This window comes from Ruegeria sp. SATB027 (assembly GCF_059613825.1).
In genome coordinates, this window is the sequence record NZ_JBXWTH010000032.1 from 144177 (window position 1) to 171074 (window position 26898).

A 26898-nucleotide genomic window follows, 5' to 3' on the forward strand; every position below is an offset into this window, starting at 1 on the left:
AATTCCGCATCTGGTGATGGTTGGCGCGGCCCTGTAGGGTCGCGCCATGTCTTTGCCCAACGTGACCTTCTCAGATGATCAGGCCGCCGCGTATGACAGCATCGCCGAGATGCTGCGCTCAGCTGGTGTCGACCTGGAGGACGATGCCCTTCTCAAACTGCCGGGGGCAGGGAAGTCTGGCGTGATGGCTGTCATCGGCAAGGCCGGGTCCGGCAAAACGTTGCTACTGGCCGAACTATATAAGGCGCTGGCGGAGACCGGCGTTCAGGTCGTGTCCGGCGATTACGAAAGCCGGAAATCCAGAGACAAGCGCAGCCTTGCCATTCTGGCCCCCACGAACAAAGCCGCAAGTGTTTTGCGCCTTCGCGGTGTTCCGGCAACTACTATTCACCGCATCCTTTATACGCCGGTCTATGACCCGGAATACGAGCGTATCGCCGAGTGGCTGGCCGGAAATGATGAACGCCCCGAGATCGAAGGTCTGACAGACGAAGCTTTGGACCGTGCTGCTACGTTTTATCGTAACAACAAATCGATCCCCGGAGCGCTGGCCGCAGCCGGATTGCGCGGTTCAGATTTCATCACTGGTTGGAAACGACGTGAGGAACCGCTGGATATCGGGTTTGTCGATGAGGCGTCGATGCTGGATGATCGTCAGTTCGAGGACTTGAAGGAGATATTCCCGACCCTTCTACTATTCGGTGATCCCGCACAGCTGGCTCCGGTCAATCAGTCCGGCAGCATGGTGTTTGAAGCCTTGCCCGAACCGCGAAAGCTGACGCTTCAGCGTGTGCATCGGCAGGATGCAGATAACCCGATCCTGGATCTGGCGCACGCTCTTGCCGATCCGTCGATGGGATTTGAAGAATTTGAGCGTCTGGTCGAAGACACTGCCCGGCGGGATGACAGGGTCGTTTGGGGGCAGCGGGTCGAAGTTGATCTGATGGCGCGCAGCCCGGTTCTGGTCTGGCGTAACGCCACGCGCATTCGTTTGATACAGGCGTTCAGGCAGGTTCATGGTGCACCGGATACGGAGCTTTTGGAAGGCGAGCCGCTGATCTGCGACGGGATCGAGTTGCCGTTGAAGCACCGCAAGAAGCGGTTGGATCTTGAGGCGCGCGGCCTGATCAAAGGGGCCCAGGTTGTTTATCTTGGTCCCGGTCGTAAGCCTGGGTTTTCGCGCTTGCATGTGATGGGGGCCGAAGACCCTCAGGTCAGCGCCGCGTCGATTGTCCAGATCGAAAAACCGGATGAGGAAGAGCCCTTCATTCCTTTTGCTGCCCGTATGGGGGCGACGTTTTTGCACGGGGCTGCGGTGACGATACATAAGGCACAAGGATCACAGTGGGACACGGTTCAGGTGTTTGCCCCTGACATTTACGCCGCGGCCCGTATGGGCCGTTCCGAGGCCGGGCAACCTTTGTGGAAGCGTTTGGCTTATGTTGCGATCACACGCGCACAAGAGCGTTTGATCTGGGTGGTTCGCAATCGATTGTCAAAACCCACCCACCCGTTGCAGATTGATGATTTGCGCGCGGTCCCCGCAGTTTCACTCACACTGGAGACAGAAGAGACATGGGTTCCATAATCGTAACTGGTGCAAGCTCTGGCATAGGTCGGGCCACCGCCGAGCTTTTTCTGGCGCAGGGCTGGACGGTCGGGCTGCTGGCGCGCAGCTCGGACAAGCTGAATGCCCTCGCGCAGGAATACCCGGCGGCCATAGCATTACCCGCAGATGTGACCGACCCGGACGCAGTCAAACGGGCGTTCCACGCCTTCATGGATCGGACAGGGCGACTTGATGTTCTGTTTAACAACGCTGGTATTTTTGCCCGCGGCGGCACAGTCGACGAAATCGCGTTGGACGATTGGTATCAAACTGTCAACGTCAACCTGAACGGTATGTTTCTATGCGCGCGCGAGGCCTTTGGGATCATGCGTCATCAAAGCCCGCAGGGTGGGCGGATCATCAATAACGGCTCGATTGCAGCGCATGTTCCGCGCCCGAATTCTGTACACTATTCAGCGACCAAACATGCCGTTACCGGGCTGACGCGCAGCCTTTCACTGGATGGGCGATCATTTGGAATTGCATGTGGTCAGATCGATATCGGCAATGCACGCACGCAGATGGTTCAGGATCTGGTGGATGCGGCGCAGGCGGCAGGCCGGACGCCGGACCCGACCATGGCGGTCGAGGATGCCGCTCGTTCCGTTCTGCATATGGCCACCTTGCCACCCGAAGCGAATGTGCAGTTCATGACGGTCATGGCCACGACCATGCCCTATATCGGCAGGGGGTGAGTGTCAGTTTTCCCGCAACAGACGGAACGCTGTCGACGCGCCCCAACCTGCGGCAATCGCGATAACCAATGACATCAGCCCGTACCAAACGGGTTGCTGACGGGACATGTTGTACAGAAACCGCTCCAACCCGACTTTGCGGACATCGATTGTGGTTTCGTATTGCGATACGACCTCTCCTCCTCGGGTCAGGAAGATCCGGGCGGAATAATCCCCTTCGGTGAGGTCCGCGGGCATGTCGATTGACGTCCGGAACAAGGTTTGTTCGTCGACGGCCACAGTGTTCTCGCGGATGGAATACAGATGTTCGGATTCACGGATACGGATTACGGCATCTGCAAAATCCTGAGCACCACGGATGTGCATTGCCGCTCCCACCGACCGGATCGCGCGTTCAATCGAAATGCGGTGACGCAGGTCTTCGGTATCGGTCAGAATTTGATCCAACGGATCGCTGGTGGCAACCGCGTAAAAGCTTGGTGCCAGGTCGACCAGAACGCTATCGGTGTTAACCCATATCCCCAGCTTTCGCTCTTTGCGGCGAACCGTAACCGGCTCGGACGGGCCTGCAACTGCGACGATAACCGCGACCGGTGGGCCTGGGGGAATAGGGGTTTCCCGTTTGATGGCCCCGAAAATGAGGATCTCGGACCCGTCAAAGTCGGCAGTGATCGCAACACGATCCTGGCTAAGGCCCAGGACGACCTGCTCTTCATCGGCAGCGGCTGGCAGGCTGAACAGGCACAAAGCGGCAAAGACATAGCGCAGCATTCTCAATGCCCCCCGCTGTTGCCAAGCGAATAAAGCTCGGATGGTTCAAGAAGCAAATCAAGGGCCAGCTTGCCGCAGACGACCAGAACCAGCGCCGCTAACAGAACGCGCAGCTGTTCAGCCGGCATGCGCGATCCGATTACGGTTCCGATCTGAGCGCCAACGACGCCTCCGACCAGCAGCAAAACCGCCAGGACGATGTCCACTGTATAGTTGGTGGTCGCGTGCAGCATTGTTGTAAATGCAGTTACAAAGATGATCTGAAACAACGATGTGCCGACAACGACTTTGGTAGGCATCCCCAGCAGGTAGATCATCGCCGGGACCATGATGAAACCGCCACCGACACCCATGATCGCGGACAAGACCCCGACGCTTAGACCAACCACAGCCGGTGGAATGACCGAGATATAAAGACCTGATGTGCGAAAGCGCATCTTGAAGGGCATTGAATGAACCCAGCCACGTTGGCGGCGCTTGGCTGGCGCTGCCCCGCCTTTTTTGGCTTTGCGCAGCGCCCTCAGGCTTTCGATGAACATCAGACTGCCAATGATACCAAGGAAGACCACGTAACAAAGGGTTACCAGAAGGTCGACCTGGCCCAGGCTTTTTAGGTAGTTAAAGACAACAACACCCAACGCAGCCCCGATCAGACCACCTGTTAACAATACCGTACCCATCTTGAGGTCTACGGTCTTTCGTCGAAAATGGGCCAGCACCCCGGAAAAGGACGAGGCAACAATCTGATTGGCCTCGGTCGCAACCGCAACAGCCGGTGGTATGCCAATGAAGAACAGCAGCGGCGTCATGAGGAACCCGCCGCCGACCCCGAACATCCCCGACAGAATTCCAACCATTCCACCCAGACCAAGGAGTAGAAATGCATTTACCGAGACTTCGGCTATGGGCAGGTAAATATGCATGATACCGTCACTTTGCGCTGGGTCTTGGCTTGCCTTCTATCACACTCGAGTTCAAGAGCGGTAATTGTCGCGTGGCGCGGATCAATCAACATCATACCCCTCCCGGTTCTGCCAGAGAAAAGATCTCTATTGGCGGCAACAGAAGGTCAAATCCGATCTTTCCGGCAACACTCATGACAAGAAGCGCGAGTAGAATGCGCAGCTGTTCTGCTTTCAGACGCGCACCGATCTGCGTCCCCAACTGTGCGCCCAGAACTCCGCCGGTCAACAGGAACAGGGCAAGGACTATGTCGACGCTGAAATTTGTCGACGCATGTATCATGGTTGTGAAACCGGCGACGAAAATGATCTGGAACAGGGATGTTCCGATAACCACTTTGGTCGGGATGCCAAGAACATAGATCATCGCGGGCACCATGATGAACCCTCCACCGACACCCATGATCGCGGACAGGATGCCAACGCCAAACCCGACCAGCGCAGGTGGTATAACCGAGATATAAAGGCTTGATGCCCGAAACCGCATCTTGAAGGGCAGTGTGTGAACCCATGTACGCTGGCGTCGCTTGGGGGCAGATTGAGTACCGGACTTGCTGGCCTTTCGGATGGCGGCAAGACTTTCGATGAACATGAGGGTCCCGATGGCCCCCAGAAACACGACGTAGCAAATCTGTACAGCCAGATCGACCTGACCGAGGTGTTTGAGAAAATTGAAAACCAGCATACCCAGGGCCGCGCCAAACAACCCTCCGGTCAGCAGAACGCTTCCCATCTTTAGGTCCACGGTCTTGCGCCTGAGATGCGCCAGCAATCCCGAAATAGAAGAGGCGACAACCTGATTGGCCGATGTGGCCACGGCAACCGCCGGGGGAATGCCGATAAAAAACAGCAGCGGAGTGATCAAAAATCCTCCGCCGACCCCGAACATGCCAGATAAGACACCGACGACCCCACCGATCCCCAACAGCAGGAATGGGCTGACAGAAACTTCGGCTATGGGAAGGTATACGTGCATACCCTCTTAGAACGGTTGCGGCATGCAAAATCAACTCTGCATGCCGCCTTGCAGCGAACAGGACCGAAACTCATTTCGGAACTGGCCTTATCAGCGCTCCTTGATGTAGGGCTCTCCGCCTGCACGCGGTGGTACGGCCTTGCCAACAAACCCGGCCAGAATAACCACTGTCAGAATATAGGGCAGGGCATCCATCACCTGGACCGGAATCACTATGCCGCCAAGATCGATGTTCTGGAACCGAAGTGCTACGGCCTGAAGCAGGCCAAACAGCAAGCAGGCCCACATGGCGTGCCACGGGCGCCATTTGGCAAAGATCAGGGCAGCCAGTGCAATAAAGCCGCGACCAGCGGTCATTTCCTTGACGAACCCAGCCTGCAAAGCCGTTGCCAGGTAAGCACCTGCAATACCACAAAGTACACCACAGATCGCGACGGCTGCGAAACGTAGGCCAACCACGGACACGCCTGCTGTGTCGACCGCTGCCGGGTTTTCACCCACAGCTCGCAGGCGCAGGCCGAACCGTGTGCGGAAGAGCACCCACCATGTCGCTGGGACCATCAGGAATGCGACATAGACAAGGATGGAATGGCCTGAGAGCAGTTCGGAATAGATCGGGCCGACAATCGGAACCCCTCCGAGCGCGTCGGAAAATGGAAAATTGATAGGCTCGAACCGGCCGCCACCAAAGAGCGAGGGCGTGCGACCGCCCTGCTGGAACCAGCTTTGGGCGACAAGCACCGTCAGGCCCGATGCAAGAAAGTTGATGGCGACACCCGAGATCAGCTGGTTGCCCCGGAAGGTTATCGATGCCAACCCGTGTAGTCCTGACAGAACCAGTGACGATCCGATACCAGCCAGCAGGCCCAGCCAGACTGACCCTGTAACCGCCGCGACAGCCGCAGAAAAGAACGCAGCTACCAGCATCTTACCTTCCAGCCCGATGTCGAAAATGCCAGCCCGTTCCGAATACAGACCGGCCAAACAGGCCAGCAAAAGCGGCGTGGAAAGGCGGATGGTCGAATCCAGAACCTGGATGAGGGTTACAAAGAAGTCCATTACTCTGCCCTCTTCCGCATACCAAGGAACAGTTTCTCAAGCGGCATCCGTACCATGTTGTCCAGTGCCCCGGTGAACAGGATCACCAGCGCCTGAATGACCACGATCAGTTCACGCGGGATCGATGCCCACAGCGCCAGCTCGGCCCCGCCCTGATACAGGAACCCGAACAAAAGCGCGGCCAGCAAGACGCCGAAAGGATGTGACCGCCCCATAAGGGCCACCGCAATCCCGATGAACCCAGCGCCCTCGGTCGAGTTCAGGACAAGGCGCTCCGCCTCGCCCATAACGTTGTTGATGGCCATCAGACCTGCCAGCGCACCCGAGATCAGCATCGCAACAATGGTAATGCGAACCGGCGAGATGCCGGCATAGACCGCGCCGGTTTCTGAGTGGCCGTAAGCACGGATTTCATAGCCCAGCCGGGTCCGCCAGATCAGCGCCCAGACGACGACACAGGCCAGCAAAGCGATGAAGAACGTAATGTTTACCGGAGCCCCCCGGAACACCACGTTCTCTGCGGTTGAGAACATTGACTGGAACGTTGGCAGATGGACGGATTCGGGGAACCGTGCGGTTGCCGGGTCCTGCGACCCTTGCGGGCGCATGACATTGACCAGCATGTAGTTCAGAAAGGCAGCGGCGATAAAATTGAACATGATCGTGGTGATCACGATATGGCTGCCGCGCTTGGCCTGAAGATAGGCCGGGATAGCGGCCCAAAACGCGCCGAACAGCATTGATGCCGCGCAGGCCGCAAGCAATGCAATGCTCCAATGCGGCCAGTCGACGTAAAGGCAAACCATTGCCACCCCAAGACCGCCCAACATCGCCTGACCTTCGCCACCGATGTTGAACAAGCGGGCGTGGAATGCGACGGCGACCGCAAGGCCGGTAAACATGAAGTTTGTCGCGTAATAGAGCGTATAGCCCCAGCCATAGGTTGACCCCAACGCGCCCGAAACCATCAGCTTAACAGCTTCGACGGGGTTTTCTCCGATGGCGAGGATGACCAGCGCCGACAGGATAGCGGCCAGCATCAGACTGATCAGCGGGATCAGAACGACATCGGCCCATTTAGGCATTTTTTCCATCCTACGCGGCCTCTCCTGCAACACCGGCCATCAGCAGGCCGAGTTCTTTTTCATCTGTTTCATTGGGCAGCCGTTCACCCATGATATGCCCGTCGAACATCACTGCGATCCGGTCGGACAGCGAGAATATCTCTTCCAACTCAACCGAAACCAGCAGGATCGCCTTGCCTTGATCGCGCAGGGCTACGATCTGCTTGTGAATGAATTCGATCGCGCCGATGTCAACGCCGCGCGTCGGCTGGCCGACCAGCAGCAGGTCAGGGTTTCGCTCGATTTCGCGGGCAACGACGATTTTCTGCTGATTTCCACCCGAAAAGCTCTTGGCTGCAAGCCAAGGATCCGGTGGCCGGACATCGAATTTCTCGATCTTGGCTTCGGTATCAGCACGCAACGCGGCATTGTCCATGAACAGGCCCCGCTGATAAGCGGGGTCCCGGTGATAGCCAAAGGCCACGTTTTCCCACGCGTGGAAATCCATAATCAGGCCTTCACGCTGCCGATCTTCCGGCACATGCGCTATATGCTGTGCACGACGCGCCTGACCGTCAGATCCGGCTCCGCTTAGGGCCAGCGGTTCGCCGTTCAGCTTGATCGAGCCTTGTCCCGGACGCATCCCGCCCAGAACCTCCAGCAGTTCCGACTGCCCATTGCCCGCCACACCGGCAATACCGACGATCTCACCGGCACGAACGGTCAGGTCGATACCTTTGACCCGTTCAACACCGGCGGAATCGAAAACGCTCAGCTTTTCGATCTCAAGGATGGGTTTGCCCGGCGTCGCAGGCACCTTGTCGACTTGCAGCAAAACCTTGCGGCCTACCATCAGCTCGGCCAGTTCTTCAGGGCTGGTGTCCAAAGTTTTCACCGTAGCTGTCATCTGCCCACGGCGCATGACCGAGACGGTATCGGTGTTTTCCATGATTTCGCGCAGCTTGTGGGTGATCACGATGATCGTTTTCCCTTCGGCCCGCAGACGATCCAGAATACGGAACAGCTGGTCAGCCTCAGCCGGGGTCAGAACACCAGTCGGTTCATCCAGAATCAGAATCTCGGCCTTGCGATACAATGCCTTCAAAATTTCGACACGCTGCTGCATCCCCACACCGATCTCATCAATGCGTTTGTCGGGGTCAACGAACAGTTCGTATTCTTCTTCCAGTTCTTTCAGCTCTTTGCGGGCCTTGGCCAGAGACGGAGCCAGAAGGCCGCCATCTTCAGCACCCAGAACGATGTTTTCCAGAACCGTGAAATTCTCCACCAGCTTGAAATGCTGAAACACCATCCCAATGCCCGAGGCGATAGCCGCCTGGCTGTCAGGGATTTCGGTCTTTGTTCCGTTGATCCAAATTTCACCTTTGTCGGCTTTGTAAAAGCCGTAGAGGATGCTCATCAGCGTGGATTTGCCCGCACCGTTTTCACCGATGATCCCATGGATCGTACCGGGGGCGACGCTGATTGAGATGTCTTTGTTGGCCTGAACCGGCCCAAAGGATTTGGAAATCCCTTTGAGCTCAATGGCGGGGACGGTCATGTCTTACCCTCAACTGCCGAAAAGCCCATCCGGCAGGTGGCACGGATGGCAGAGTGGATGGCAGGGCGGAAGGGTTCCTTCCGCCCCGCGCGGTATCAGAACTGCAGTGCGGGGCAGCTGTCGTTCTCGTAATAGCTGACAACGGTGATATCGCCGTTGATGATGGCTTTGCGGGCTTCTTCCACCGCATCGTTCATTTGGGCCGAAACAAGCTCTTTGTTGTTATCGTCCATGGCGACGCCAACACCTTCCTCGGCCAGACCCATTGTGAACACGCCGGTTTCTACGGCGTCACCTGCTTTCATCGCGTCATACACCGCGACGTCCACACGCTTCAGCATCGACGTCAGGACCTTGCCCGGATGCAGGTGGTTCTGGTTGCTGTCCACGCCGATCGACAGGATGCCTTCGTCAGCTGCCGTTTGCAGAACGCCTACACCTGTACCACCAGCCGCGGCATAGATCACGTCAGCACCCTGGCTGATCTGAGCTTTTGTAAGTTCCGAACCTTTTACAGGATCGTTCCACGCGGCAGGGGTGGTGCCGGTCATGTTGGCGACAACATTGATGTCCGGGTTCACGGCTTTGGCGCCTTGTGCGTATCCGCAGCCAAAGTGGCGGATCAGCGGAATGTCCATACCGCCGATAAAGCCAACGGTGCCCGATTTCGATGCCATCGCTGCCATCATGCCAACCAGGTACGATCCTTCATGCTCGGCAAAGCCGATCTGGCGGATGTTGGGGATGTCCAGCCAGTTCACGTCGACAGCCACGAATTTGGTTTCAGGATAGTCGCCTGCAACGGCCGACAATGGATCAGCCATACCAAAGCCCATGGTGATGATCGGGTTGGCACCTGATTCTGCGAAACGGCGCAGAGCCTGTTCGCGCTGTGCTTCCGACTGGATCTCGATCTCGCGGTATTCGCCGCCGGTCTCATCGGCCCAACGCTGTGCGCCATTATATGCGGCTTCGTTGAAAGATTTGTCGAACTTGCCGCCCAGGTCAAAGATCAGCGCCGGTTCAGCGAAAGCTGCACCTGCGGTCAGAGCGACAGCAGCGGCAGCACCCATCAAGGATTTCATCAGGGTCATTTAAGTCTCCCATTTTTTTTGTTGGCACGAAGTCAGATTAGCCCCGTTTACCCACTTTTAGCGAGCATAAGTGTTGTGATGGCGGGAATTAAGGACGTTTGCAACCGTCATGGTCAATTGATTTCTGACCAAATGGTCTAAAAAATCTTTGGTTGCCGTTAGGGCAGTGGGCGTTCCATCACAAGAGCATCGATATTTGGGCCTGTTTTTCTGGAATAATAACCCTTGCGCTGACCGCACTGGCGATACCCGCATCGCCCATACAGCGCGATTGCTGCAACATTGTCGGCTGCGACGTCCAGAAAAGCGCGGTTTGCCTGCAAAGTGACTGCCCGGTCGTGCCAGTTGCGCATGGTCTGAAACCCCAGACCTTGTCTTTGAAACGCGGGGTGAGTCGCAATCGTCAGCAACTCTGCCTCACCCGCGATCACCTGAAACAGGGCAAAGCAACGGTCATCCCCGACGCAGTCAGTGAACCGGTTCTCCAAAAGGCTGGCGAATTCATCGGCAGTCCATGGGCGTGACTGGGTGAATGCCGCTGCATGTGTCGCTGCCATCTCGTAAGGCGTCATTGGTCCAGCAACACAGGTGGCACATCTCGGGACGGGGCTGCGTCCGCAGGTCTGACATATAGCGGGGCCGGAGGTGCACTGACCTTGCGCCATCGTCTTGCGGCAAGTCTGGCAACGGCTTGTACCTGCAATGCGGGGTCGGAGCAGACATACAAAGGCCCATGCTGTTCGGCCTCGTCCCTGGGCAAAAGGCAAGGGCCGGTTCCGGGAAGTTGTACATACACCTGTTCGCGCGGCGCAGGGATGGCTGGTAGCTGTCCCTCTTCTGCCAGTTCAATCAGAGCATCGAATCCAGAAACGCCCACCGCCGGGACGCCAAGGCCCAAGGCAAGGCCCCGGGCGGCAGAGACCGAGATGCGTATACCCGTGAAATTTCCTGGCCCAATCCCAACACCGATAGCGTCCAGATCGGCCCATACGCAACCGGCCTCGGTCAGCACTTCTTGCAGCAAGGGCATCAATCGTTCGGCTTGACCCCGCGACATGCCTTCGACACGGGATACTGCGATCACACCGCCACGCAACAAAGCGGCCGCGCAATGCGCGGCCGATGTATCAAATGCCAGGATCGTCGAGTCAGACGGCAACTGGTCGAACCTCGGTCACTTCGGGGATGTAATGGCGCAGCAGGTTTTCGATACCCATCTTCAGTGTCAGGGTTGATGACGGGCACCCCGCGCAGGCACCTTGCATGTGCAGGTAGACGATGCCGCGATCAAAACCATGAAAGGTGATGTCGCCACCATCCTGTGCTACGGCCGGGCGCACGCGGCTGTCCAGCAGGTCTTTGATCTGATTGACGATCTCTGCATCTTCTCCGGTATGTTCGGCATGACCCGAGGCCGCTGCCGCGTCGGCACCCATGACGGGTTGACCGGATTGATAATGCTCCATCACTGCGCCAAGAATTGCAGGTTTGATGTGATCCCACTGAACATCGTCGGATTTGGTCACCGTGACAAAGTCGTTTCCAAAGAACACACCGGTCACGCCGTTTACGGCAAAGATTCGTTTGGCCAGTGGGGACTTATCACCAGCCTCGGCTGTCGGGAAATCCGCGGTTCCAGCCTCAAGAACCGTTTGGCCGGGCAGAAATTTCAACGTGGCCGGGTTTGGGGTGGATTCGGTCTGGATGAACATGAGGCAGCTCCGTCTGAGGTGTTCCTGATATGCGCTCAGGGGTCGGAGAAGTCAATATTTGGAACGATTCTAAATTGTGACCGCGTAACGAATCGCGTCATCCAGCCGGTCATCTCCCCAAAACAACTCTGTCCCTGCCACAAAACTGGGTGCGCCGAACAGGCCAAGTGCTTTTGCGCGCGCGGATTGCTCGAACAGCGCAGCCTTGATGCTCGGATCTTTTGCACGATTCATCACTGCCGCAGGCAGACCCGCCATCTTCAGGCAATCCTCAAGCACGTCTTCGTCAGAAATGTCCCTCCCGCCCCCGAATTCAGCGCTGAAGACAGCCTTTGCGAAGGCAACCCGTTCTTCGCCATGCTCAAGGGCCAGAGCCAGGCGTGCTGCGGTGAGGGAGTTTTGCGGGAATGGGTCAGGCCGAACCAACGGCAGCCCGCGTGCGCCGCATAAACGTTCCATGTCGCGCCACATATAGCGCCCTTTGGCCGGATACAGGTTGAACGGCGACGTGCGCCATCCCTGATCCGCGAAAATCGGACCCAACAGAAAAGGCTGCCATTCGACCGAGACGCCTTTGTCCTGCGCAGCCTGTTCGATCCGCATCGCGCTGAGATAGGAATAGGTCGAGGCGAAGTCGAACCAGAACTGCAACGTCTTCGCCATGTTCGATCCTCAGGTGATTTCTTCCAGCTTTTCCTTGCTCAGATCACCTGGAACAATCGTGATCGGGATCGGTAGGCTGCCAGAGTTTTTTGTGAGCTGGGTTACCAGCGGGCCGGGGCCTTTCTTGTCAGTCCCCGCCCCAAGAACAAGAACGCCGATCTCAGGGTCAGACTGAACGTGTTCGATGATCTGCGGCACCGGATCACCTTCGCGAATGGCCAGTTCAGGTTCTACATTCTGTTTGTCGCGCATCCATTTGGCGAAGACTTCGAAATGGGCATGGATACGTTCCCGGGCTTCTTCGCGCATGGTTTCGGCAACACCGATCCAGTGATTGAACTCGTCCGGCGGAATAACAGACAAGATCGTCACTCCGCCACCTGTATGCGCGGCACGCATCGCGGCGAACCGCATTGCGTTCAGGCATTCACGGCTGTCATCCAGAACAACTAAGAACTTACGCATGGGTGTCCTCTTCAATTTTAAGGGATCATGCCCGAGCGTTTGCGTACTGGCAACTCGGACACGTTCATGTCGATGTACTAGCGTTCGCTTGCAGCCCAGTCCCAGTAAAGTGCGCGGGCACGGCGGGCAATGGGACCAACCTGAAACTGTGTGTCCTCCAGCGCAGTCACCGGTGTGATCTTGCTCATATTGCCGGACATGAAAACCTCGTCCGCCTGGTGAAAATCCTCGAAACCCAAGACCGTTTCATGAACTGTAACACCATCCTCGCGCAGATTCTTGATATGTCGCGCCCGCGTGATCCCTGCCAAAAATGTCCCGTTGGGGATCGGAGTAAAGACCTCGCCATCCTTTACCATGAAGATGTTGGCCGTTGCCGTTTCGGCCACATTGCCCATCGCGTCAGCGACCAGAGCGTTCGAGAATCCTTTGGAGCGTGCCTCTTGCAACATGCGCGCATTGTTGGGGTAGAGGCACCCGGCCTTGGCATTGACCACAGCCGATTCCAGTACCGGGCGACGGAATCGCGTGGTCGCCAGCGTGGCCGAAGCCGTTTCAGGTGCCATTGGGATTTCTTCCAGACAGATGGCAAACCCTGTGCTGTTTTCCTGCGGAACGATTGCCGTGCTATCGCCGTCAATGCCCCAATACATCGGGCGGATATAGACAGCCGTGTCAGGGCTGTAGGCTTGCAACCCTTCATGCACCAATTCGACCATCTGCTCGGTTGTCATGGTCGGTGTCAGCATCAGGGCTTCGGCGGACCGGTTCACCCGGGCGCAATGCGCGTGCAGATCAGGGGCCAACCCGTCGAAATAACGGGCGCCGTCAAAGACCGAAGACCCTAGCCACGACCCGTGATCCGCTGCGCGCATGATGGGAGTATCCCCGTCATGCCATTGGCCCTGAAAATAGGTCCGGATGTTTTTGCCGGTTGCCATGACGCCCTCCTGTGGTTCAGGCAGACCCTAGGAGGGCGTCAGGCGAAGGTCCAGTGCATTCAGCGTGATGCTGATCCGACCATACCGACGATTTCATAGGTCTTTTGCAGGATCGGAGCGGCGATCTGACGCGCGCGCTCGGCTCCGTGAGCCAGAATCCGGTCAATCTCGGTCTGTTCTCCCATAAGGCGCGACATCTCAGTCGAGATTGGAGCCAGCTTGGCGACTGCCAGATCAGCCAACATTGGTTTGAAATCACCGAACTGCTTGCCCCCAACTTCGGCCAGAACCTGCGCTATGCTCTGTTCGCTGAGTGCTGCATAGATATTGACCAGATTGCGCGCTTCCGGGCGGCCCTCCAGACCTTCAACATCCGACGGCAAAGCGTCAGGGTCGGTCTTGGCCTTGCGGATTTTCTTTGCGATCGCATCGGCATCATCGGTCAGGTTGATCCGGCTCATGTCCGAGGGATCGGAGGACGACATTTTGCGCGAACCGTCCCTCAGGTTCATCACGCGCGGGGCAGGGCCGCCAATCACGGGCTCAGTCACGGGAAAGAAGTCGACGCCGTAGTCGTGGTTGAACTTGATCGCGATATCGCGGGTCAATTCCAGGTGCTGCTTCTGGTCTTCACCCACAGGAACATGTGTCGCGTGGTAGACAAGAATATCGGCTGCCATCAGGGCAGGGTACGCAAACAGGCCAAGCGAGGCATTTTGCGCATTTTTGCCCGCCTTGTCCTTGAACTGCGTCATCCGTTGCATCCAGCCCATTCGGGCGACGCAGTTGAAAATCCAGGCCAGCTGAGTGTGTTCGGGCACCTGGCTTTGGTTGAACAGGATTGATTTTTCTGGATCAAGACCCGCCGCGATAAAGCCCGCGCAAACCTCGCGTGTTTTTTCGCGCAGACGATCCGGGTCCTGCCATACGGTGATGGCGTGCAAATCGACCATGCAATAGACGGTTTCGAATTCGGGACCCTGCATATCGACAAAACGCTTGAGTGCACCAAGGTAGTTCCCAAGGTGCAGGTTTCCCGAAGGCTGGATGCCGGAAAACACGCGTGGCGTGAATTGGGTCTCAGTCATCAAAGGGAACTCCTGTCTGGAAAAATCAGCCCCCGTCGCTTACCCATGAGGCAAAGGGACGTCAACAGCCGCGAAAGGCCAGCCCAATGAGCAGTGAGCATTACACACCGCCTGTGAACCCTCTGCCACCTGCTGTGGTGGCGCTGGTTCTGTTCATCATCGGGATAGAAATTGCCTTCACGCTGGGATCACGCGGGCTGGTCGGAGGGCCAACAGCGGTGGGCTGGCGGCTGGATGCGATCCAGCATTATGCGTTCTCTGCCGATATTTTCGACTGGATGGTTCTGAACGGGCGCTGGCCATTCGAACATGTCATACGCTTCGTGACCTACCCCTTTGTATCCGCCAATTTCACGCAGGCGATTTTCGTCTGTGTTTTCGTGCTGGCGATGGGCAAAATGGTTGGCGAAGTGTTCGGCGGTTTCCCGATGCTGCTGATTTTTGTCGTGTCGGGCATTGGCGGCGCATTAGCCTACGCCGTGTTACTGGACCCGCGCTATCCGCTGATCGGAGGGTTCCCGCCGGTGTACGGTCTGATCGGCGCATTCACGTGGTTGTTGTGGCGCAAACTGTCACTTGTAGGTGCAAACCAAGCACGGGCATTTCAATTGATTGCCGTCCTTATGGGCATACAATTTCTTTTCGGCCTGATCTTTGGTGGCAACTGGGAATGGGTTGCTGATCTGGGTGGGTTTGCCACCGGTTTTGGCTTGTCTTTTCTTGTTGCACCGGGCGCGTGGTCCCGGATCGTCGGCCGCATTCGCCGGGATTGATCAGGACCGGCGCAGGGCGTGTTTGAACTCCGACAGTTTGAAAGCGCCGAAGATATGGCCCAAAAGGAAATATGAGACGGCAGCGACCATGATCAGGACCAGCAGTGCCAGATAGCGCCAGCCGGGAACATCCAATGCCCACCCGAACAGGTAGAGCGCCGCGTATAAGATCGCGCCCATCCCAAGCGAAGCCGCCACAATCCGGCCCGCGCGCTTTTTGAACCGGACATCAAAGCGCGCCTCTTCACCCATACGTCGTGCGCCGAAAGCCAGTAGCACCACCATCGCCCACCCCGCAGTCGATGCGGCAATTGCTGGCGCGATCCAGCCCACCAGTGGAAACAGACCAAACGCCAGAGCTGCGTTCACGATCATCGCAACAACCGCGTAGTGAAACGGGGAACGCGTATCCTCGCGCGCAAAAAACAGCGGTTGCAGCAATTTTTGCAACATGAAAGCCGGAAGCCCGACCCCGTAGATGGCAACCGCAAGGGCCGTGGCAGCCGTATCCTCGGGGCCGAACTGCCCACGTTCGAACAGCACCGATACGAGAGGGTATGGCATAACCACGAAGGCCACAGTCGAAGGCAGCGTTAGCAGAAGTGTGAACTCACCGGCCCGGGAAAAGGCATTGCGTGCGCCCTCTTTGTCCTCCGCACGCAAACGGCGGGACAGGTCCGGCAACAAGACTATGCCGACAGCAATGCCCACAACACCCAAAGGCAACTGGTAGAGCCTGTCTGCGGCAAAAAGCCAGCTGACGGCATTTTCGGTTTTCGATGCAACCAATTGCCCGACAACGAGATTGACCTGTGTGACCCCCATCGCCAGCGCGGCCGGGACCGCGATACTTACCATCCGTCGCATTTCGGGCGTCAGGCGCGGCATGCTGGGGCGGATGTGGATGTCGGCGCGTTCGGTTGCGATCCAGACCAGCGCCAGCTGCGCGACACCGGCGACCGGAATGACTGGGATCAACCACCGGATCACCTCGCCGCCGGACATGGCACCGGCGATCAGGGCGGTGCAGGCGAAAATGTTCAGCAGAACAGGTGCGGCTGCCGCCGCCGCGAACCGTCCGGTTGCATTCAGAACACCTGAAAACAAGGCAGCCAGAGACATGAACAGGATGTATGGAAACACAACATATCCATAGTCCACCGCCAGATCGAACCGTTCATCGCCGTAAAACCCTTCGGCGGTCAGCCACACCAGACCGGGCATGAAAACCATGGCCAGCCCGACCAGCGCAAGAACAGCCACGGCCAAAAGATTGAACGCGTCCTGCGCAAAACCCTGAGGGTCTTCGTCTGCTTCCAGTCGTTTGGAAAACATCGGCACAAAGGCCGCGTTAAATGCCCCCTCGGCGAAAAAGCGGCGGAACATGTTGGGCAGGCGAAAGGCAGCAACAAAGGCATCCATCACTGGGCCCGGTCCGATATAGGCCGTCAGCAGTATTTCCCGCAGAAACCCCAGAATTCGGCTGGCGAGCGTCCAGAAGCCGACCGTGAACAAGCCCGAGAACAAGCGTATTTGCTTCATGAGGCCGCACGCTCGGCGCCTTCGGTGATTGCCGTGCGCAGCTTCGCCTCAAGTCCGCGCTGCTTGCTTTCCGAGTAATACTTCAAGCCGAACATGTCCTTGACGTAGAACGTATCGACCACCTGCTCGCCATAGGTCGCAATTACGGCATTGGCGATATACACATTCGCCGCGGCCAGGGTCCGGGTCAGGTCAAACAGCAGGCCGGGGCGGTCGCGTGTGTCTACTTCGATGATCGTGTAGATTTCAGAGCCCTCATTGTCGAACGTGATATGTGTTGGCACGTTGAAAGCGCGTTCGCGTTTCTTGATCTTGTCACGTGACTTCAGTGCTTCCTTGGCGACGACTTCACCGCGCAGGGTCTTGTGAATCATCTGCGTCAGGCGTGGAAGGCGCGATGCCTCGAACGGGTGCCCCTCGGCATCCTGTATCCAGAACGCGTCCGTTACGTAGCCGTCTTTGGTGGTATAGCTGCGGGCATCGACGACATTCGCGCCAACCAGAGCCAGTGCCCCGGCGATGCGGGCAAAAATACCGGGGTGATCGCCCATCGCGAAACAGGCCCGCGTCGCATCACGGTCTTCATCAGGTTGCAGGCGAATTTCCATCGCGCCTGGATCGCCGCTTTGTTCCAGCGCGTGCAGCATCTCGGCAAATTCGATATGCGTCGCAAGATTCAGGCCCTGCCAATACGGGGCGTAGTGGCGCCCGGTCTCGACCTTGAGGTCAGCCTTGGACCAGTTGTCCAAAGCGCGGCGCAGCGCTGTTTTGGCCTCGGCCCCCCGATTTGCCCGGTTCAGATCTTCCATACCGGTTTCCAGTGCACGCTTTGTTTCAGCATGCAGGGCGCGCAGCAGAGTGGCCTTCCAGTTGTTCCAGGTGGTCGGGCCAACGCCACGAATGTCGCAAACCGTCAGAACCGTCAGCAGATCCAGCCGTTTGGTTGTCTGAACGGCCTTGGCAAAATCGCGCACTGTCCGAGGGTCGGAGATATCGCGTTTTTGGGCCATATCGGACATAAGCAAGTGATAGCGCACCAGCCATTCAACGGTTTCGGAATCCGATTTGTTCAGGCCGAGCCGAGGCGCCACCTTGCGCGCGATCTGCGCCCCGAGAATCGAGTGGTCTTCGGGGCGACCTTTCGCAATGTCATGCAGAAGAAGCGCGACATACAGCACCTTGCGATTGACCCCGCCTTTCAGAATCGAAGAGGCCAGAGGCAGAGATTCGACCAGCTCTCCGCGTTCGATCTGGGCAAGATTGACGATGCACTGGATCGTATGCTCGTCCACCGTATAGCTGTGATACATATTGAACTGCATCATTGCCACGATGTGCTCGAACTCGGGCAGGAAAGCGGACAGCACGCCCAACTCGTTCATCCGTCGCAATGCGCGTTCCGGGTTGCCGTGTTTCAACATCAGATCCAGGAAAATGCGCTGAGCTTCCTTGTCGCCGCGCATTTCGTCATCGATCAGATGCAGGTTCGCGCTCACCAGCCGCATGGCATCAGGATGGATCAGCATACCTGTCCGCAAACCTTCTTCGAACAGGCGCAGCAGGTTCATTTTGTCGGAGAGAAATTTCTCAGGTTCCACCAGATCCAGACGACCGTGAACCACCTTGTACCCTGCCTTGACCCGTCGGCGCCTGCGGAAAATGCGTTCCAGCAGCGGCGCACCTTTCATGTGCAGCGCTTCGAGTTTGGTCAGGAAGATGCGCGTCAACTCACCCACGCGGGTGGCTTCGCGGAAATACCGCTGCATGAACACTTCGACCGCGCGACGCCCGGCGCGGTCCTCGTACCCCATGCGTGCGGCGACCTCGACCTGCATGTCAAAGGTAAGCTGCTCGGTCGCGCGGCCGGTGACCAGATGCAGGTGCGAGCGTACAGCCCAAAGGAACTCTTCGGCCTGAACGAAGGTCTTGAACTCTTCGGGGGTGAACAAGCCCAAAGGCACCAGTTCGGCCACGTCCTGAACGCCATAGATATATTTCGCGATCCAGTAGAGGGATTGCAGGTCGCGCAGGCCGCCTTTGCCTTCCTTCACGTTGGGTTCGACCATGTAACGCTCGCCTTGTTTATGGTGGCGTTCGTCACGTTCGTGCAACTTGGCTTCGATGAACTCGCGTTCGGTTCCCTTGAACAGTTCGTCTTTCAGCCTTCGGTCCAACCCGTCCGCCAGTGCCTTGTCACCGGCCAGATAGCGTTGCTCCAACATCGCTGTGCGGATCGTGAAATCCTCGGCACCCAACCGCAGACAATCTTTGATCGTGCGTGACGAATGCCCGACCTTAAGCCGCAAATCCCACAGGATATAAAGCATCGACTCGATGACGCTCTCGGCCCAGGCGGTGATCTTGTAGGGGGTGAGGAACAGCAGGTCGACATCTGAAAACGGTGCCATTTCCCCGCGTCCGTAACCGCCAACAGCCAGAACGGCGATCTTTTCTCCTTGGGTGGGCGTTGCAAGCGGATGCAGGCGTGTGCTTGAGACCAGCATCGCCGTCCCAACCAGTTGATCCGTCAGGTATGTATATGAGCGCGTGAGTGCACGCGCGTCGAAAGGACGTTCGCCAAATGCCTCTGCAATGGCCGCGCGGCCAGACTTTTGAGCCTCGCGCAGAATGCGCACCGTCTCGGACCGCATTTTGGTGTTGTCCGGGCAGACCTCAAAGGCCTGAGCCAGCGCATCATTGACTGCAGTGCTGTCGAAGATGTCCCCAGCGGGGCAGATCAACGCGCTTTCGCGCACGTTGATCGCGCCCGTCAGATCAGAAACCGGCACCAGAGAAGCTTTGTGGGGCAGGGTCAATCACAACCACCTGTTTGTTCTGGATCGTGGCAACCGCCAGACCGCGTTCGTTGGTGCCGTCCGGGCGCAGACGGAAGATGCCGCCAACGCCCTGGAAACCGGCGTTCTGTGTCAGGGCCGAAGCGGTCAGGGCGTCTGATTTGCCCTGGCTGACCAAGGCGCCAATTGCGGCGATACCGTCGTAGGCCAAACCGCTGATCGGGTGCGGTGCTTCGCCGTAGGTTGCGTTGTAACGCTGACGGTAGGCTTGTGCCTTGGACGGGTCAGGCAGCGCAAACCACCCCCCCTGAACCCCCGGAAGCTCCAGAGTTTGCGGCGGGATATCCCAACGTGTCAGGCCAATGAATTGCGTGGTTGCCGGAGAAACACCGGCCTCTGGCAGCAATTGCGAGAACAGCGGCAATGCCCCCGCCGTGGTCGCCGTCAGGAAGATCGAATCCGCGCCTGTCGAATCGACAGTGGCCTTGATCGTGGGAACCGTATTGATGACGCCCTGTTGCGACCGGTCGTATGCGACGGTCCCTGCATTGTTGACCCGGCTGTTCGCTATGGCATTGGCGATTGCGGACCGGCCCAACTGTCCTGCGGCGTCGTTGCTGTGCACGACCACTGTGTTGACCTTGCCTTGGCTGCCCGCATAATTCACCAGCCGGTTGGCCGTGTTGTCAAAGGTCGGGCCTAAGACAAAGACGTTGCCGCCTGCAATGCTGGCGTTGTTTGAAAACGAAAGAACATTGATGTTCTTGCTCAGCACCGCCAATCCGGCAGCATTCGCTGCCTGGGCATATACCGGACCAATGATGATTTTTGCCCCGTCCGCAACAGCCTGTTGTGCAACGGCTGTCGCCGTGTTCGGGTTTCCGGCCGTGTCGTAAACGCGTAAGTCGATCTGGACATTTGGCAAATCCGACATCGCAAGCCGCGCGGCATTCTCAAGGCTTTGCGCCAGCGCTGCATCACCAGATTGCGCAGATCCTCTGGGAACCAGCAAGGCGACAGGAACCGGCTTTGCGGTATTGATCGAGGGACCTCCGCCAAGACCACCTGGTTCACAGGCAGCAAGAAACGCTGCGGTCGTCAGGGCAGCGGCGACTTTCGCCAGCTTGCTTACGGGCTTGCAAACGGTAAACATCTAAATGAAAACTCCCTGATCCGGCGGCTGCGAATGCTTCTGTTCTGTTGAGCCGCGATAATAAACGTCACGCTGTGAGGGTCCAGCTTTGAATTTCCAAAAGATCAAGTTGGCTGCGGGCCTGTATTTTGTTGCCACTCCGATTGGAACAGCACGCGACATTACGCTCAGGGCCTTGGATGTTTTGGCCTCAGCCGATGTGATTGCGGCAGAAGACACCCGCAGTTTACGTCGCTTGATGGAAATACATGGCATCCCGCTGGAAGGCCGACGAATCCAAGCTTATCACGACCACAGCGGCGCAGGCGCACGCGGCAAGATCATGGAGGCGCTGGCGCAAGGGCAATCGGTGGCCTACGCGTCCGAAGCAGGAATGCCGCTAATTGCCGATCCGGGCTATGATTTGGGCAAGCAGGCCGCCGAAGCCGGGTATACCGTGACCTGCGCCCCGGGCGCGTCTGCCGTTGTAACGGCCCTGACGTTGGCGGGGCTTCCCACGGACGCCTTCTTTTTTGCAGGCTTCCTTCCCAACGCATCCAAAGCACGCCGCACCCGTATCGAGGCGTTGAAGGACATCCCCGGCACATTGGTGTTCTACGAATCTCCGAAACGCGTTGCCGCCTGTCTGTCGGACCTGGCTGAATGCCTGGGGCCTGAACGGCAGGCTGCGCTTTGTCGAGAGCTGACGAAAAAGTTTGAGGAGGTCCGTCGCAGCAGCCTGTCCGAACTGGCAGAGGAGTATCGGGGCAAGACGGTCAAAGGCGAGATCGTCCTGCTGGTGGACCGCGGTCATTCGCAAAGTGTTAACGAATCCGATCTAGAAGAAGCTTTGAAACGGGCTTTGGAAAATCACTCGGTTCGGGATGCAGCGGATCTTGTATCGGAAATGTACGACCTGCCGCGTCGACCGATTTATCAGAAAGCATTGAAATTGGGCAAGGGATGACATGGGGCGGCGTGAACGACAGGGTTCGATCTCTTACCACGCCGGACAGGCCGCAGAGTCACAGGTCGCCGCAGATTACGAGCGTCGGGGCTTTGCCATAGCGCATCGTCGCTGGCGGGGCGCTGGCGGAGAGATCGACCTGATTGCACGCGACGGCGACGGGCTTGTGTTCATCGAAGTTAAAAGAAGCACCAGCTTTGAAAAGGCCGCTGCCCGGATCAGCCGCAGGCAGATCGAACGGATTTACGCCTCTGCCGCGCAGTTCTTGGAAAACGAGCCGGACGGGGAGCTGACAAACGTGCGCTTTGACGCGGCGCTTGTGGATTGTTCTGGCGCGGTTCAAATCATCGAAAACGCCTTTGGTTTTGGCTAAGCCCCATTGAACCCACAGGCGTGCTGGTCCATGTATCTGGCGGGAAACTGAGGGACATGCCATGAAAATCGCCTTTCAAATGGACCCGATCGGGGCCGTGGATATCAATGCCGACAGTTCGTTCCGTCTGGCGGAAGAGGCACAGGCGCGCGGGCATTCTTTGTTTTTCTATGGTCCGGATCATTTGGCCTATCAGCAGGGTCGGATCACCGCGCGAGGTCACGACATGACTGTGCAAAGGGTTGCCGGAGATCCTGCGGTTCTGGGTCCCGAACGTGAGGTGGATCTTGCCGATTTCGATGTCGTCTGGCTGCGTCAGGACCCGCCATTTGACATGCATTACATCACGTCCACGCATTTGCTGGACCGTCTCAAGGGTCAGACGCTGGTCGTCAACGATCCGTTCTGGGTGCGCAACTACCCGGAAAAGCTGCTGGTACTGGATTTCCCCGACCTGACCCCGCCAACAACGATTGCGCGTGATTTGCAGACGATCAAGGCGTTCAAGGAAAAGCACGGCGATATCATCCTCAAGCCACTTTACGGGAATGGTGGCGCGGGTGTGTTCCGGCTTGACGCCAATGACCGCAACCTGACTTCCTTGCATGAGCTGTTCACCGGATTCTCGCGCGAACCTTTGATCGTGCAGAAATTCCTACCGGATGTCAGCAATGGCGACAAACGGGTGATCCTGGTGGATGGAGAAGCGGTTGGTGCGATTAACCGGGTACCCGCCAAAGGCGAAACGCGGTCGAACATGCATGTTGGCGGACGTCCGGAAAAGATCGGCTTGTCTGACCGCGATCTTGAGATCTGCGCGGCGATTGGGCCTTTGCTGAAGGAAAAGGGTCAGGTCTTTGTCGGAATTGACGTTATTGGCGACTATCTGACCGAGATTAACGTGACTTCACCGACCGGCATTCAGGAGCTGGAACGGTTTGAGGGCATTAATATTGCTGAAAAGATCTGGCAGGCCATCGAGGCTAAGCTTTAGGCCATAACCCGGGCAGAGATCCGAAAACTCAGCGCTTCAGCCACGTGTGGGCGGCGGATATCGGTCGCGCCGTCCAGATCGGCGATGGTGCGCGCCACCCTCAGGATTCTATGGAAAGCCCGGGCTGACAGGCCGAAACGATCTGCGGCTTTCAACAGCAGCTCTTTTCCTTCGGCATCGGGCGTGGCGATCTCTTCCAGTATTTTACCTTCTGCATCAGCGTTTTGTCGTAACTCCGGCGTGTCACAAAACCGGTCTGCCTGAATGGCACGCGCCCTTTCGACACGTGCTGCAACCGTCGCCGAACTGTCGCCCGAAGGGGGCAGATCGAGGTCGGTAAAGCCCACGGGCGGAACTTCGATCCGCAGGTCGAACCTGTCCATCAACGGGCCCGAGATTCGGTTCAGGTAATCTTCGCCACATCCCGGTGCCCGCGAACAGGCACGGGACGGATCGGTCAGATAGCCACATTTGCAAGGGTTGGCGGCGGCGACCAGCATGAAACGACAGGGGTATTTCACATGGGCGTTCGCGCGCGCCACCATGACTTCGCCGGTTTCAATGGGTTGCCGCAGGGTTTCCAGAACGGTGCGTGGAAATTCGGGGAATTCATCCATGAACAGCACACCATTATGGGCCAATGAGATTTCGCCCGGTTTGGCCCCTTTCCCGCCACCAACTATGGCCGCCATCGAGGCCGTGTGGTGCGGTTCGCGGAACGGGCGAGTGCGGTTTATTCCGCCTTCATCCAGTAACCCACATAGCGATTGGATCATCGACGTCTCCAGGGCTTCCACGGCAGTAAGCGGCGGTAAAATTCCGGGAAGCCGCGCCGCCAGCATGGATTTGCCCGATCCCGGCGTGCCGATCATGATCAAGTGGTGACGTCCGGCGGCGGCGATTTCCAGGGCGCGTTTGGCGCGCTCCTGCCCTTTCACATCGCGCAGGTCGCGGTTGGACGGTGTCAGGTTCACTTCGCCAGCTTGCGCCGCTGGCAAAGGGGATTGGCCCGAGAAATGGCGCACGACCTCTCCAAGTGATCCGGCGCCGATCACTTGAGTGGCATCTACCCAGGCCGCCTCGGCGCTGGAGGCGCGCAGACAAAGCAATGCGCGGTCTTCTGAAGCTGCCGTCATGGCGGCAGGCAAGGCACCGACAACCGGAACCAGAGAACCGTCGAGCGACAACTCTCCCAATGCAACGGTGCTTTCTGCGGCATCGGCTGGGATGATATCGAGCGCGGACAAAAGCGCCACCGCAATGGGCAGGTCGAAATGGCTGCCTTCTTTGGGAAGGTCAGCAGGGGACAGGTTGATGGTGATCCGCTTGGACGGCAGCGCGATGGCCATCGCGTTCAGCGCGCTGCGGACGCGGTCACGCGCCTCGGACACGGCTTTGTCGGGCAGGCCCACGATGGAAAAGGCTGGCAGTCCGGGTGAGACCGCGCATTGCACCTCGACCGGGCGGGCATCGACCCCTTGAAAAGCAACGGTGTGGGCGCGGGCGACCATGGCAGTCCTGTTTTGGTTAACAGGACGTTGCTGCCACGGTTCTGGTTTAAGAGTCGTTAACGGCTGCGCGCATGGCCGCGAATTTGGGCCATGCTTCGGGGTCGGCCACAGTTTTGTTCCGGCAGAATGGGTTGCAGAACCCCCAGCATTGCCCGTCAAGCTCCAGGAAATCGGTGACAGGCTGGCCGGAATACGGGCAGGCGGCGTTGATTGACGGACCACCTGAAACCGGCTTCGCAGCAGAAACACCCCCGACTGGCCAAGGGCTGGACGGCAAATCCTGCGCGTAGGGGAAGGTGTCGTACTCAACGGTCAATCCCATGGCGCGCCACTGTCTGACGATGGGATCAGAGAGCAATTCCATGCAATAAGCCCGGTTCACCTCTGACACCGGCAGCCCATATCCGACGATCCGCGCTGCGACAGGTGTGTAGAAGACGTCTGCCAGTGAATAGGTACCAAATAACGGGCCTTGGTCTGCCCCTGACACGCTCCGCGCATGTGCCCAGAGTGTTTCAACCCGCTCAAGGTCTGACAAAGTCGCCTCAGACGGCGTAAAACCTTGCCACACGTTGCGCAGCTGCATGGCGCATTCTCCACGCAGGGCGCTGAATCCGGCTACCATTTCGGCGCATAGCCAGCGGGCGGTAGCCCGGGCAGCGGCATCCGAAGGCCACAACCCGGCATCGGGGTGGCGTTCGGCCAGGGTTTCGGCCATTGCCAGGCTTTCCCCCACAACCGTTCCATCCGGCAGCCGCAAGGCGGGAACAAGGCGAGCAGGGGCCAGCGGTTCCATGTCTTGCGCCATAGTGCCGGAATAGAGGCCGATCATGTGGCTGCGATAGGGCAGGTTGAATTTCTCAAGCATCAACCAGCCGCGCATTGACCAGCTGGAGAAGAGGCGATCGCCGATATAAAGGTCATAAGTCATGCGCGGACGATGCCTCAGCTTTGCGGACCGGTAAATCAGTGATTTGTGTTGGACCTGTTCACGGAAGGTGATTGATCGACCCGACAGTCCACGCCCCGCCGTTGACAGCGATATCCGTCACCGAAAGGTTGTCGATCCGATGCGCAAAGGTCTGCTGCCCGTCCAGACCAAGGGCGCGCTGCACTTGTGTCAGGATCACGCCGAAATGCGCGACGATCACCAGATCGCGGCCCGTATGCGCGGACATAAGCGCGTCGATCGCGGAATCGACCCGGTCGCGAACCTCATTCCAGCTTTCACCTTGCGGTGGGCGGACATCACCGGGGTTGTCCCAATAGGCAAAAGCCAGCTCGGGGTCTTCGGCTTCAATATCGGCAAACCCGCGAAGCTCCCACTGACCGAAATGGATTTCCCGCAGGTCTGGATGATGTGGCAGACGGTGACGCTGGCCCTGAATGGCCGAAGCAGTGTCAATCGCGCGCGACAGGTCGGACGAAATCACAAGTGCATCGGATGGCAAATGGTCGTGCAGGCGCTTCAGCGCCGCTGTATCGCTTAGATCAGCAGGCAGATCGGACCAGCCAACCATCGTCTTTGCATGCGTGGGCCCGTGGCGAACAAGATGCAGTCGTGTCACGGTAGCTGCCCTTTCAGGATCAACGGCAACCCGGCGGTCACTTGCACCACCAGATCAGCCTGCGCCGCAAGTGCGATGTTCAGCCGACCCTGCGCTTCGCGAAAGCGGCGGGCAAGCGCGTTATCCGGAACAATACCGTGCCCGACTTCGTTCGACACGATCACAATCTGCGCGGGGCATGCACGCAGGGCCTTTAGCAGGTCAGTTTGGACTGCGCCCAGATCGGTTTCGGCCAGCAAGTGATTGCTGAGCCACATGGTGGCGCAATCGACCAGACACACCTGATCCGAGGAGAGGCTGGACAGCACCGGCCTCAGGTCAAGGGGCTCTTCAATCGTGGTCCAACCGCCGCCCCGCTGTTCCAGATGGCGATCAACCTTCTGCCGCATCTCGTCATCAAACACTTGTGATGTCGCTAAATAAACTCGATTTTTCCCTGTGGAAACAACGAGGTCCTCGGCAAATGCCGACTTGCCCGAAGCAGCTCCGCCCAGAATTAAGGTTAAATCTGACGCCACAGTACTTACCTAAAGATGATCCAATTGGTGCTGTTTTGCGTATCGATCATAGGTCGGCATGGCAA

At 57.9% G+C, this 26898-nt stretch carries 27 protein-coding genes; 6 read left to right on the forward strand and 21 right to left on the reverse strand.

The features are described 5' to 3' along the window. The first annotated feature begins 46 nt into the window (after positions 1-46). Positions 47-1588: an ATP-dependent DNA helicase gene (locus AC2FPW_RS08385; protein WP_496813207.1), complete on the forward strand. Its 1542-nt coding sequence runs from the start codon at positions 47-49 to the stop codon at positions 1586-1588. Beyond that, positions 1576-2304, forward strand: a complete 729-nt coding sequence (locus AC2FPW_RS08390; RefSeq protein WP_496813209.1) for an SDR family oxidoreductase — start codon at positions 1576-1578, stop codon at positions 2302-2304. The genes AC2FPW_RS08385 and AC2FPW_RS08390 overlap by 13 nt, the downstream gene beginning before the upstream one ends. Positions 2305-2307: 3 nt before the next feature. Here the strand turns inward: AC2FPW_RS08390 and AC2FPW_RS08395 are convergent, their stop codons facing one another. The 14 genes from AC2FPW_RS08395 to trpS all read right to left on the reverse strand — a co-directional run bounded on the left by AC2FPW_RS08395 (position 2308) and on the right by trpS (position 14660). After that, complete coding sequence (locus AC2FPW_RS08395; RefSeq protein ID WP_496813211.1) at positions 2308-3075, reverse strand: TIGR02186 family protein; 768 nt, start codon at positions 3073-3075, stop codon at positions 2308-2310. Between the two features lie 2 nt (positions 3076-3077). Beyond that, on the reverse strand, positions 3078-3998 hold the full coding sequence (locus AC2FPW_RS08400) for a sulfite exporter TauE/SafE family protein (RefSeq protein ID WP_209506479.1): 921 nt from the start codon (positions 3996-3998) through the stop codon (positions 3078-3080). Between the two features lie 91 nt (positions 3999-4089). Further along, positions 4090-5013, reverse strand: coding sequence for a sulfite exporter TauE/SafE family protein (locus AC2FPW_RS08405; RefSeq protein ID WP_496752264.1), 924 nt, complete (start codon positions 5011-5013; stop codon positions 4090-4092). 90 nt (positions 5014-5103) lie between these two features. Continuing rightward, positions 5104-6072: an ABC transporter permease gene (locus tag AC2FPW_RS08410; RefSeq protein ID WP_267363835.1), complete on the reverse strand. Its 969-nt coding sequence runs from the start codon at positions 6070-6072 to the stop codon at positions 5104-5106. Then, positions 6072-7166: an ABC transporter permease gene (locus tag AC2FPW_RS08415; RefSeq protein WP_267363837.1), complete on the reverse strand. Its 1095-nt coding sequence runs from the start codon at positions 7164-7166 to the stop codon at positions 6072-6074. The genes AC2FPW_RS08410 and AC2FPW_RS08415 overlap by 1 nt, the downstream gene beginning before the upstream one ends. Position 7167: 1 nt before the next feature. Further along, entirely contained in the window at positions 7168-8697 is a 1530-nt protein-coding gene (locus tag AC2FPW_RS08420; RefSeq protein WP_480558831.1) for an ABC transporter ATP-binding protein, read from the reverse strand. A gap of 95 nt (positions 8698-8792) precedes the next feature. Next, complete coding sequence (locus AC2FPW_RS08425) at positions 8793-9791, reverse strand: BMP family lipoprotein (RefSeq protein WP_480483186.1); 999 nt, start codon at positions 9789-9791, stop codon at positions 8793-8795. A gap of 158 nt (positions 9792-9949) precedes the next feature. Next, a complete protein-coding gene (locus tag AC2FPW_RS08430) occupies positions 9950-10348 on the reverse strand; it encodes a GNAT family N-acetyltransferase (RefSeq protein ID WP_496813213.1) in 399 nt (132 codons plus the stop codon). Positions 10349-10359: 11 nt separating this feature from the next. Then, positions 10360-10950, reverse strand: a complete 591-nt coding sequence (gene tsaB, locus AC2FPW_RS08435; RefSeq protein ID WP_496813215.1) for a tRNA (adenosine(37)-N6)-threonylcarbamoyltransferase complex dimerization subunit type 1 TsaB — start codon at positions 10948-10950, stop codon at positions 10360-10362. Continuing rightward, positions 10940-11503: a NifU family protein gene (locus AC2FPW_RS08440; RefSeq protein ID WP_267366253.1), complete on the reverse strand. Its 564-nt coding sequence runs from the start codon at positions 11501-11503 to the stop codon at positions 10940-10942. The genes tsaB and AC2FPW_RS08440 overlap by 11 nt, the downstream gene beginning before the upstream one ends. 69 nt (positions 11504-11572) lie before the next feature. Next, a complete protein-coding gene (locus tag AC2FPW_RS08445; protein ID WP_496813217.1) occupies positions 11573-12166 on the reverse strand; it encodes a 2-hydroxychromene-2-carboxylate isomerase in 594 nt (197 codons plus the stop codon). Positions 12167-12175: 9 nt separating this feature from the next. Next, complete coding sequence (locus tag AC2FPW_RS08450) at positions 12176-12631, reverse strand: universal stress protein (RefSeq protein ID WP_267366250.1); 456 nt, start codon at positions 12629-12631, stop codon at positions 12176-12178. Positions 12632-12708: 77 nt separating this feature from the next. After that, positions 12709-13572: a branched-chain amino acid aminotransferase gene (locus tag AC2FPW_RS08455; protein ID WP_496813219.1), complete on the reverse strand. Its 864-nt coding sequence runs from the start codon at positions 13570-13572 to the stop codon at positions 12709-12711. A gap of 59 nt (positions 13573-13631) precedes the next feature. Then, on the reverse strand, positions 13632-14660 hold the full coding sequence (trpS, locus tag AC2FPW_RS08460) for a tryptophan--tRNA ligase (protein WP_496813221.1): 1029 nt from the start codon (positions 14658-14660) through the stop codon (positions 13632-13634). A gap of 86 nt (positions 14661-14746) precedes the next feature. On the opposite strand from trpS, the gene AC2FPW_RS08465 reads away from it, so the two are divergent. Beyond that, positions 14747-15433, forward strand: coding sequence for a rhomboid family intramembrane serine protease (locus AC2FPW_RS08465; protein ID WP_480773313.1), 687 nt, complete (start codon positions 14747-14749; stop codon positions 15431-15433). Here the strand turns inward: AC2FPW_RS08465 and murJ are convergent, their stop codons facing one another. From murJ to AC2FPW_RS08480, 3 genes are read right to left on the reverse strand one after another with little or no spacing between them, the layout of a single operon-like run. Further along, a complete protein-coding gene (gene murJ / locus AC2FPW_RS08470; RefSeq protein ID WP_496813223.1) occupies positions 15434-16975 on the reverse strand; it encodes a murein biosynthesis integral membrane protein MurJ in 1542 nt (513 codons plus the stop codon). Continuing rightward, the gene (locus tag AC2FPW_RS08475; RefSeq protein ID WP_496813225.1) at positions 16972-19791 is read right to left on the reverse strand and encodes a [protein-PII] uridylyltransferase; all 2820 of its coding nucleotides are present in this window, start codon (positions 19789-19791) and stop codon (positions 16972-16974) included. The genes murJ and AC2FPW_RS08475 overlap by 4 nt, the downstream gene beginning before the upstream one ends. Beyond that, positions 19751-20923, reverse strand: a complete 1173-nt coding sequence (locus AC2FPW_RS08480) for a penicillin-binding protein activator (protein ID WP_496813227.1) — start codon at positions 20921-20923, stop codon at positions 19751-19753. Before AC2FPW_RS08480 ends, AC2FPW_RS08475 begins: the two co-directional genes overlap by 41 nt. A gap of 88 nt (positions 20924-21011) precedes the next feature. Here AC2FPW_RS08480 and rsmI point away from each other — a divergent pair, with 88 nt between their 5' ends. From rsmI to gshB, 3 genes are all read left to right on the forward strand, one after another. Further along, on the forward strand, positions 21012-21869 hold the full coding sequence (rsmI, locus tag AC2FPW_RS08485; protein WP_480538969.1) for a 16S rRNA (cytidine(1402)-2'-O)-methyltransferase: 858 nt from the start codon (positions 21012-21014) through the stop codon (positions 21867-21869). Position 21870: 1 nt separating this feature from the next. Next, positions 21871-22242: a YraN family protein gene (locus tag AC2FPW_RS08490; RefSeq protein WP_496813229.1), complete on the forward strand. Its 372-nt coding sequence runs from the start codon at positions 21871-21873 to the stop codon at positions 22240-22242. A gap of 61 nt (positions 22243-22303) precedes the next feature. Further along, positions 22304-23236 carry a glutathione synthase gene (gene gshB / locus AC2FPW_RS08495; RefSeq protein WP_496813230.1) on the forward strand — a complete coding sequence of 311 codons (933 nt, stop codon included), beginning with the start codon at positions 22304-22306 and terminating at the stop codon, positions 23234-23236. Here the strand turns inward: gshB and AC2FPW_RS08500 are convergent. From AC2FPW_RS08500 to cobU, 4 genes are read right to left on the reverse strand one after another with little or no spacing between them, the layout of a single operon-like run. Continuing rightward, positions 23233-24747, reverse strand: a complete 1515-nt coding sequence (locus AC2FPW_RS08500) for a YifB family Mg chelatase-like AAA ATPase (protein WP_496813232.1) — start codon at positions 24745-24747, stop codon at positions 23233-23235. The genes gshB and AC2FPW_RS08500 overlap by 4 nt on opposite strands. Positions 24748-24793: 46 nt before the next feature. Beyond that, positions 24794-25678, reverse strand: coding sequence for a glutathione S-transferase (locus AC2FPW_RS08505; RefSeq protein ID WP_496813234.1), 885 nt, complete (start codon positions 25676-25678; stop codon positions 24794-24796). Positions 25679-25736: 58 nt separating this feature from the next. Next, positions 25737-26315: a histidine phosphatase family protein gene (locus AC2FPW_RS08510; RefSeq protein ID WP_496813236.1), complete on the reverse strand. Its 579-nt coding sequence runs from the start codon at positions 26313-26315 to the stop codon at positions 25737-25739. Next, the gene (cobU, locus tag AC2FPW_RS08515; protein ID WP_496813238.1) at positions 26312-26833 is read right to left on the reverse strand and encodes a bifunctional adenosylcobinamide kinase/adenosylcobinamide-phosphate guanylyltransferase; all 522 of its coding nucleotides are present in this window, start codon (positions 26831-26833) and stop codon (positions 26312-26314) included. The genes AC2FPW_RS08510 and cobU overlap by 4 nt, the downstream gene beginning before the upstream one ends. Between the last annotated feature and the right edge of the window lie 65 nt (positions 26834-26898).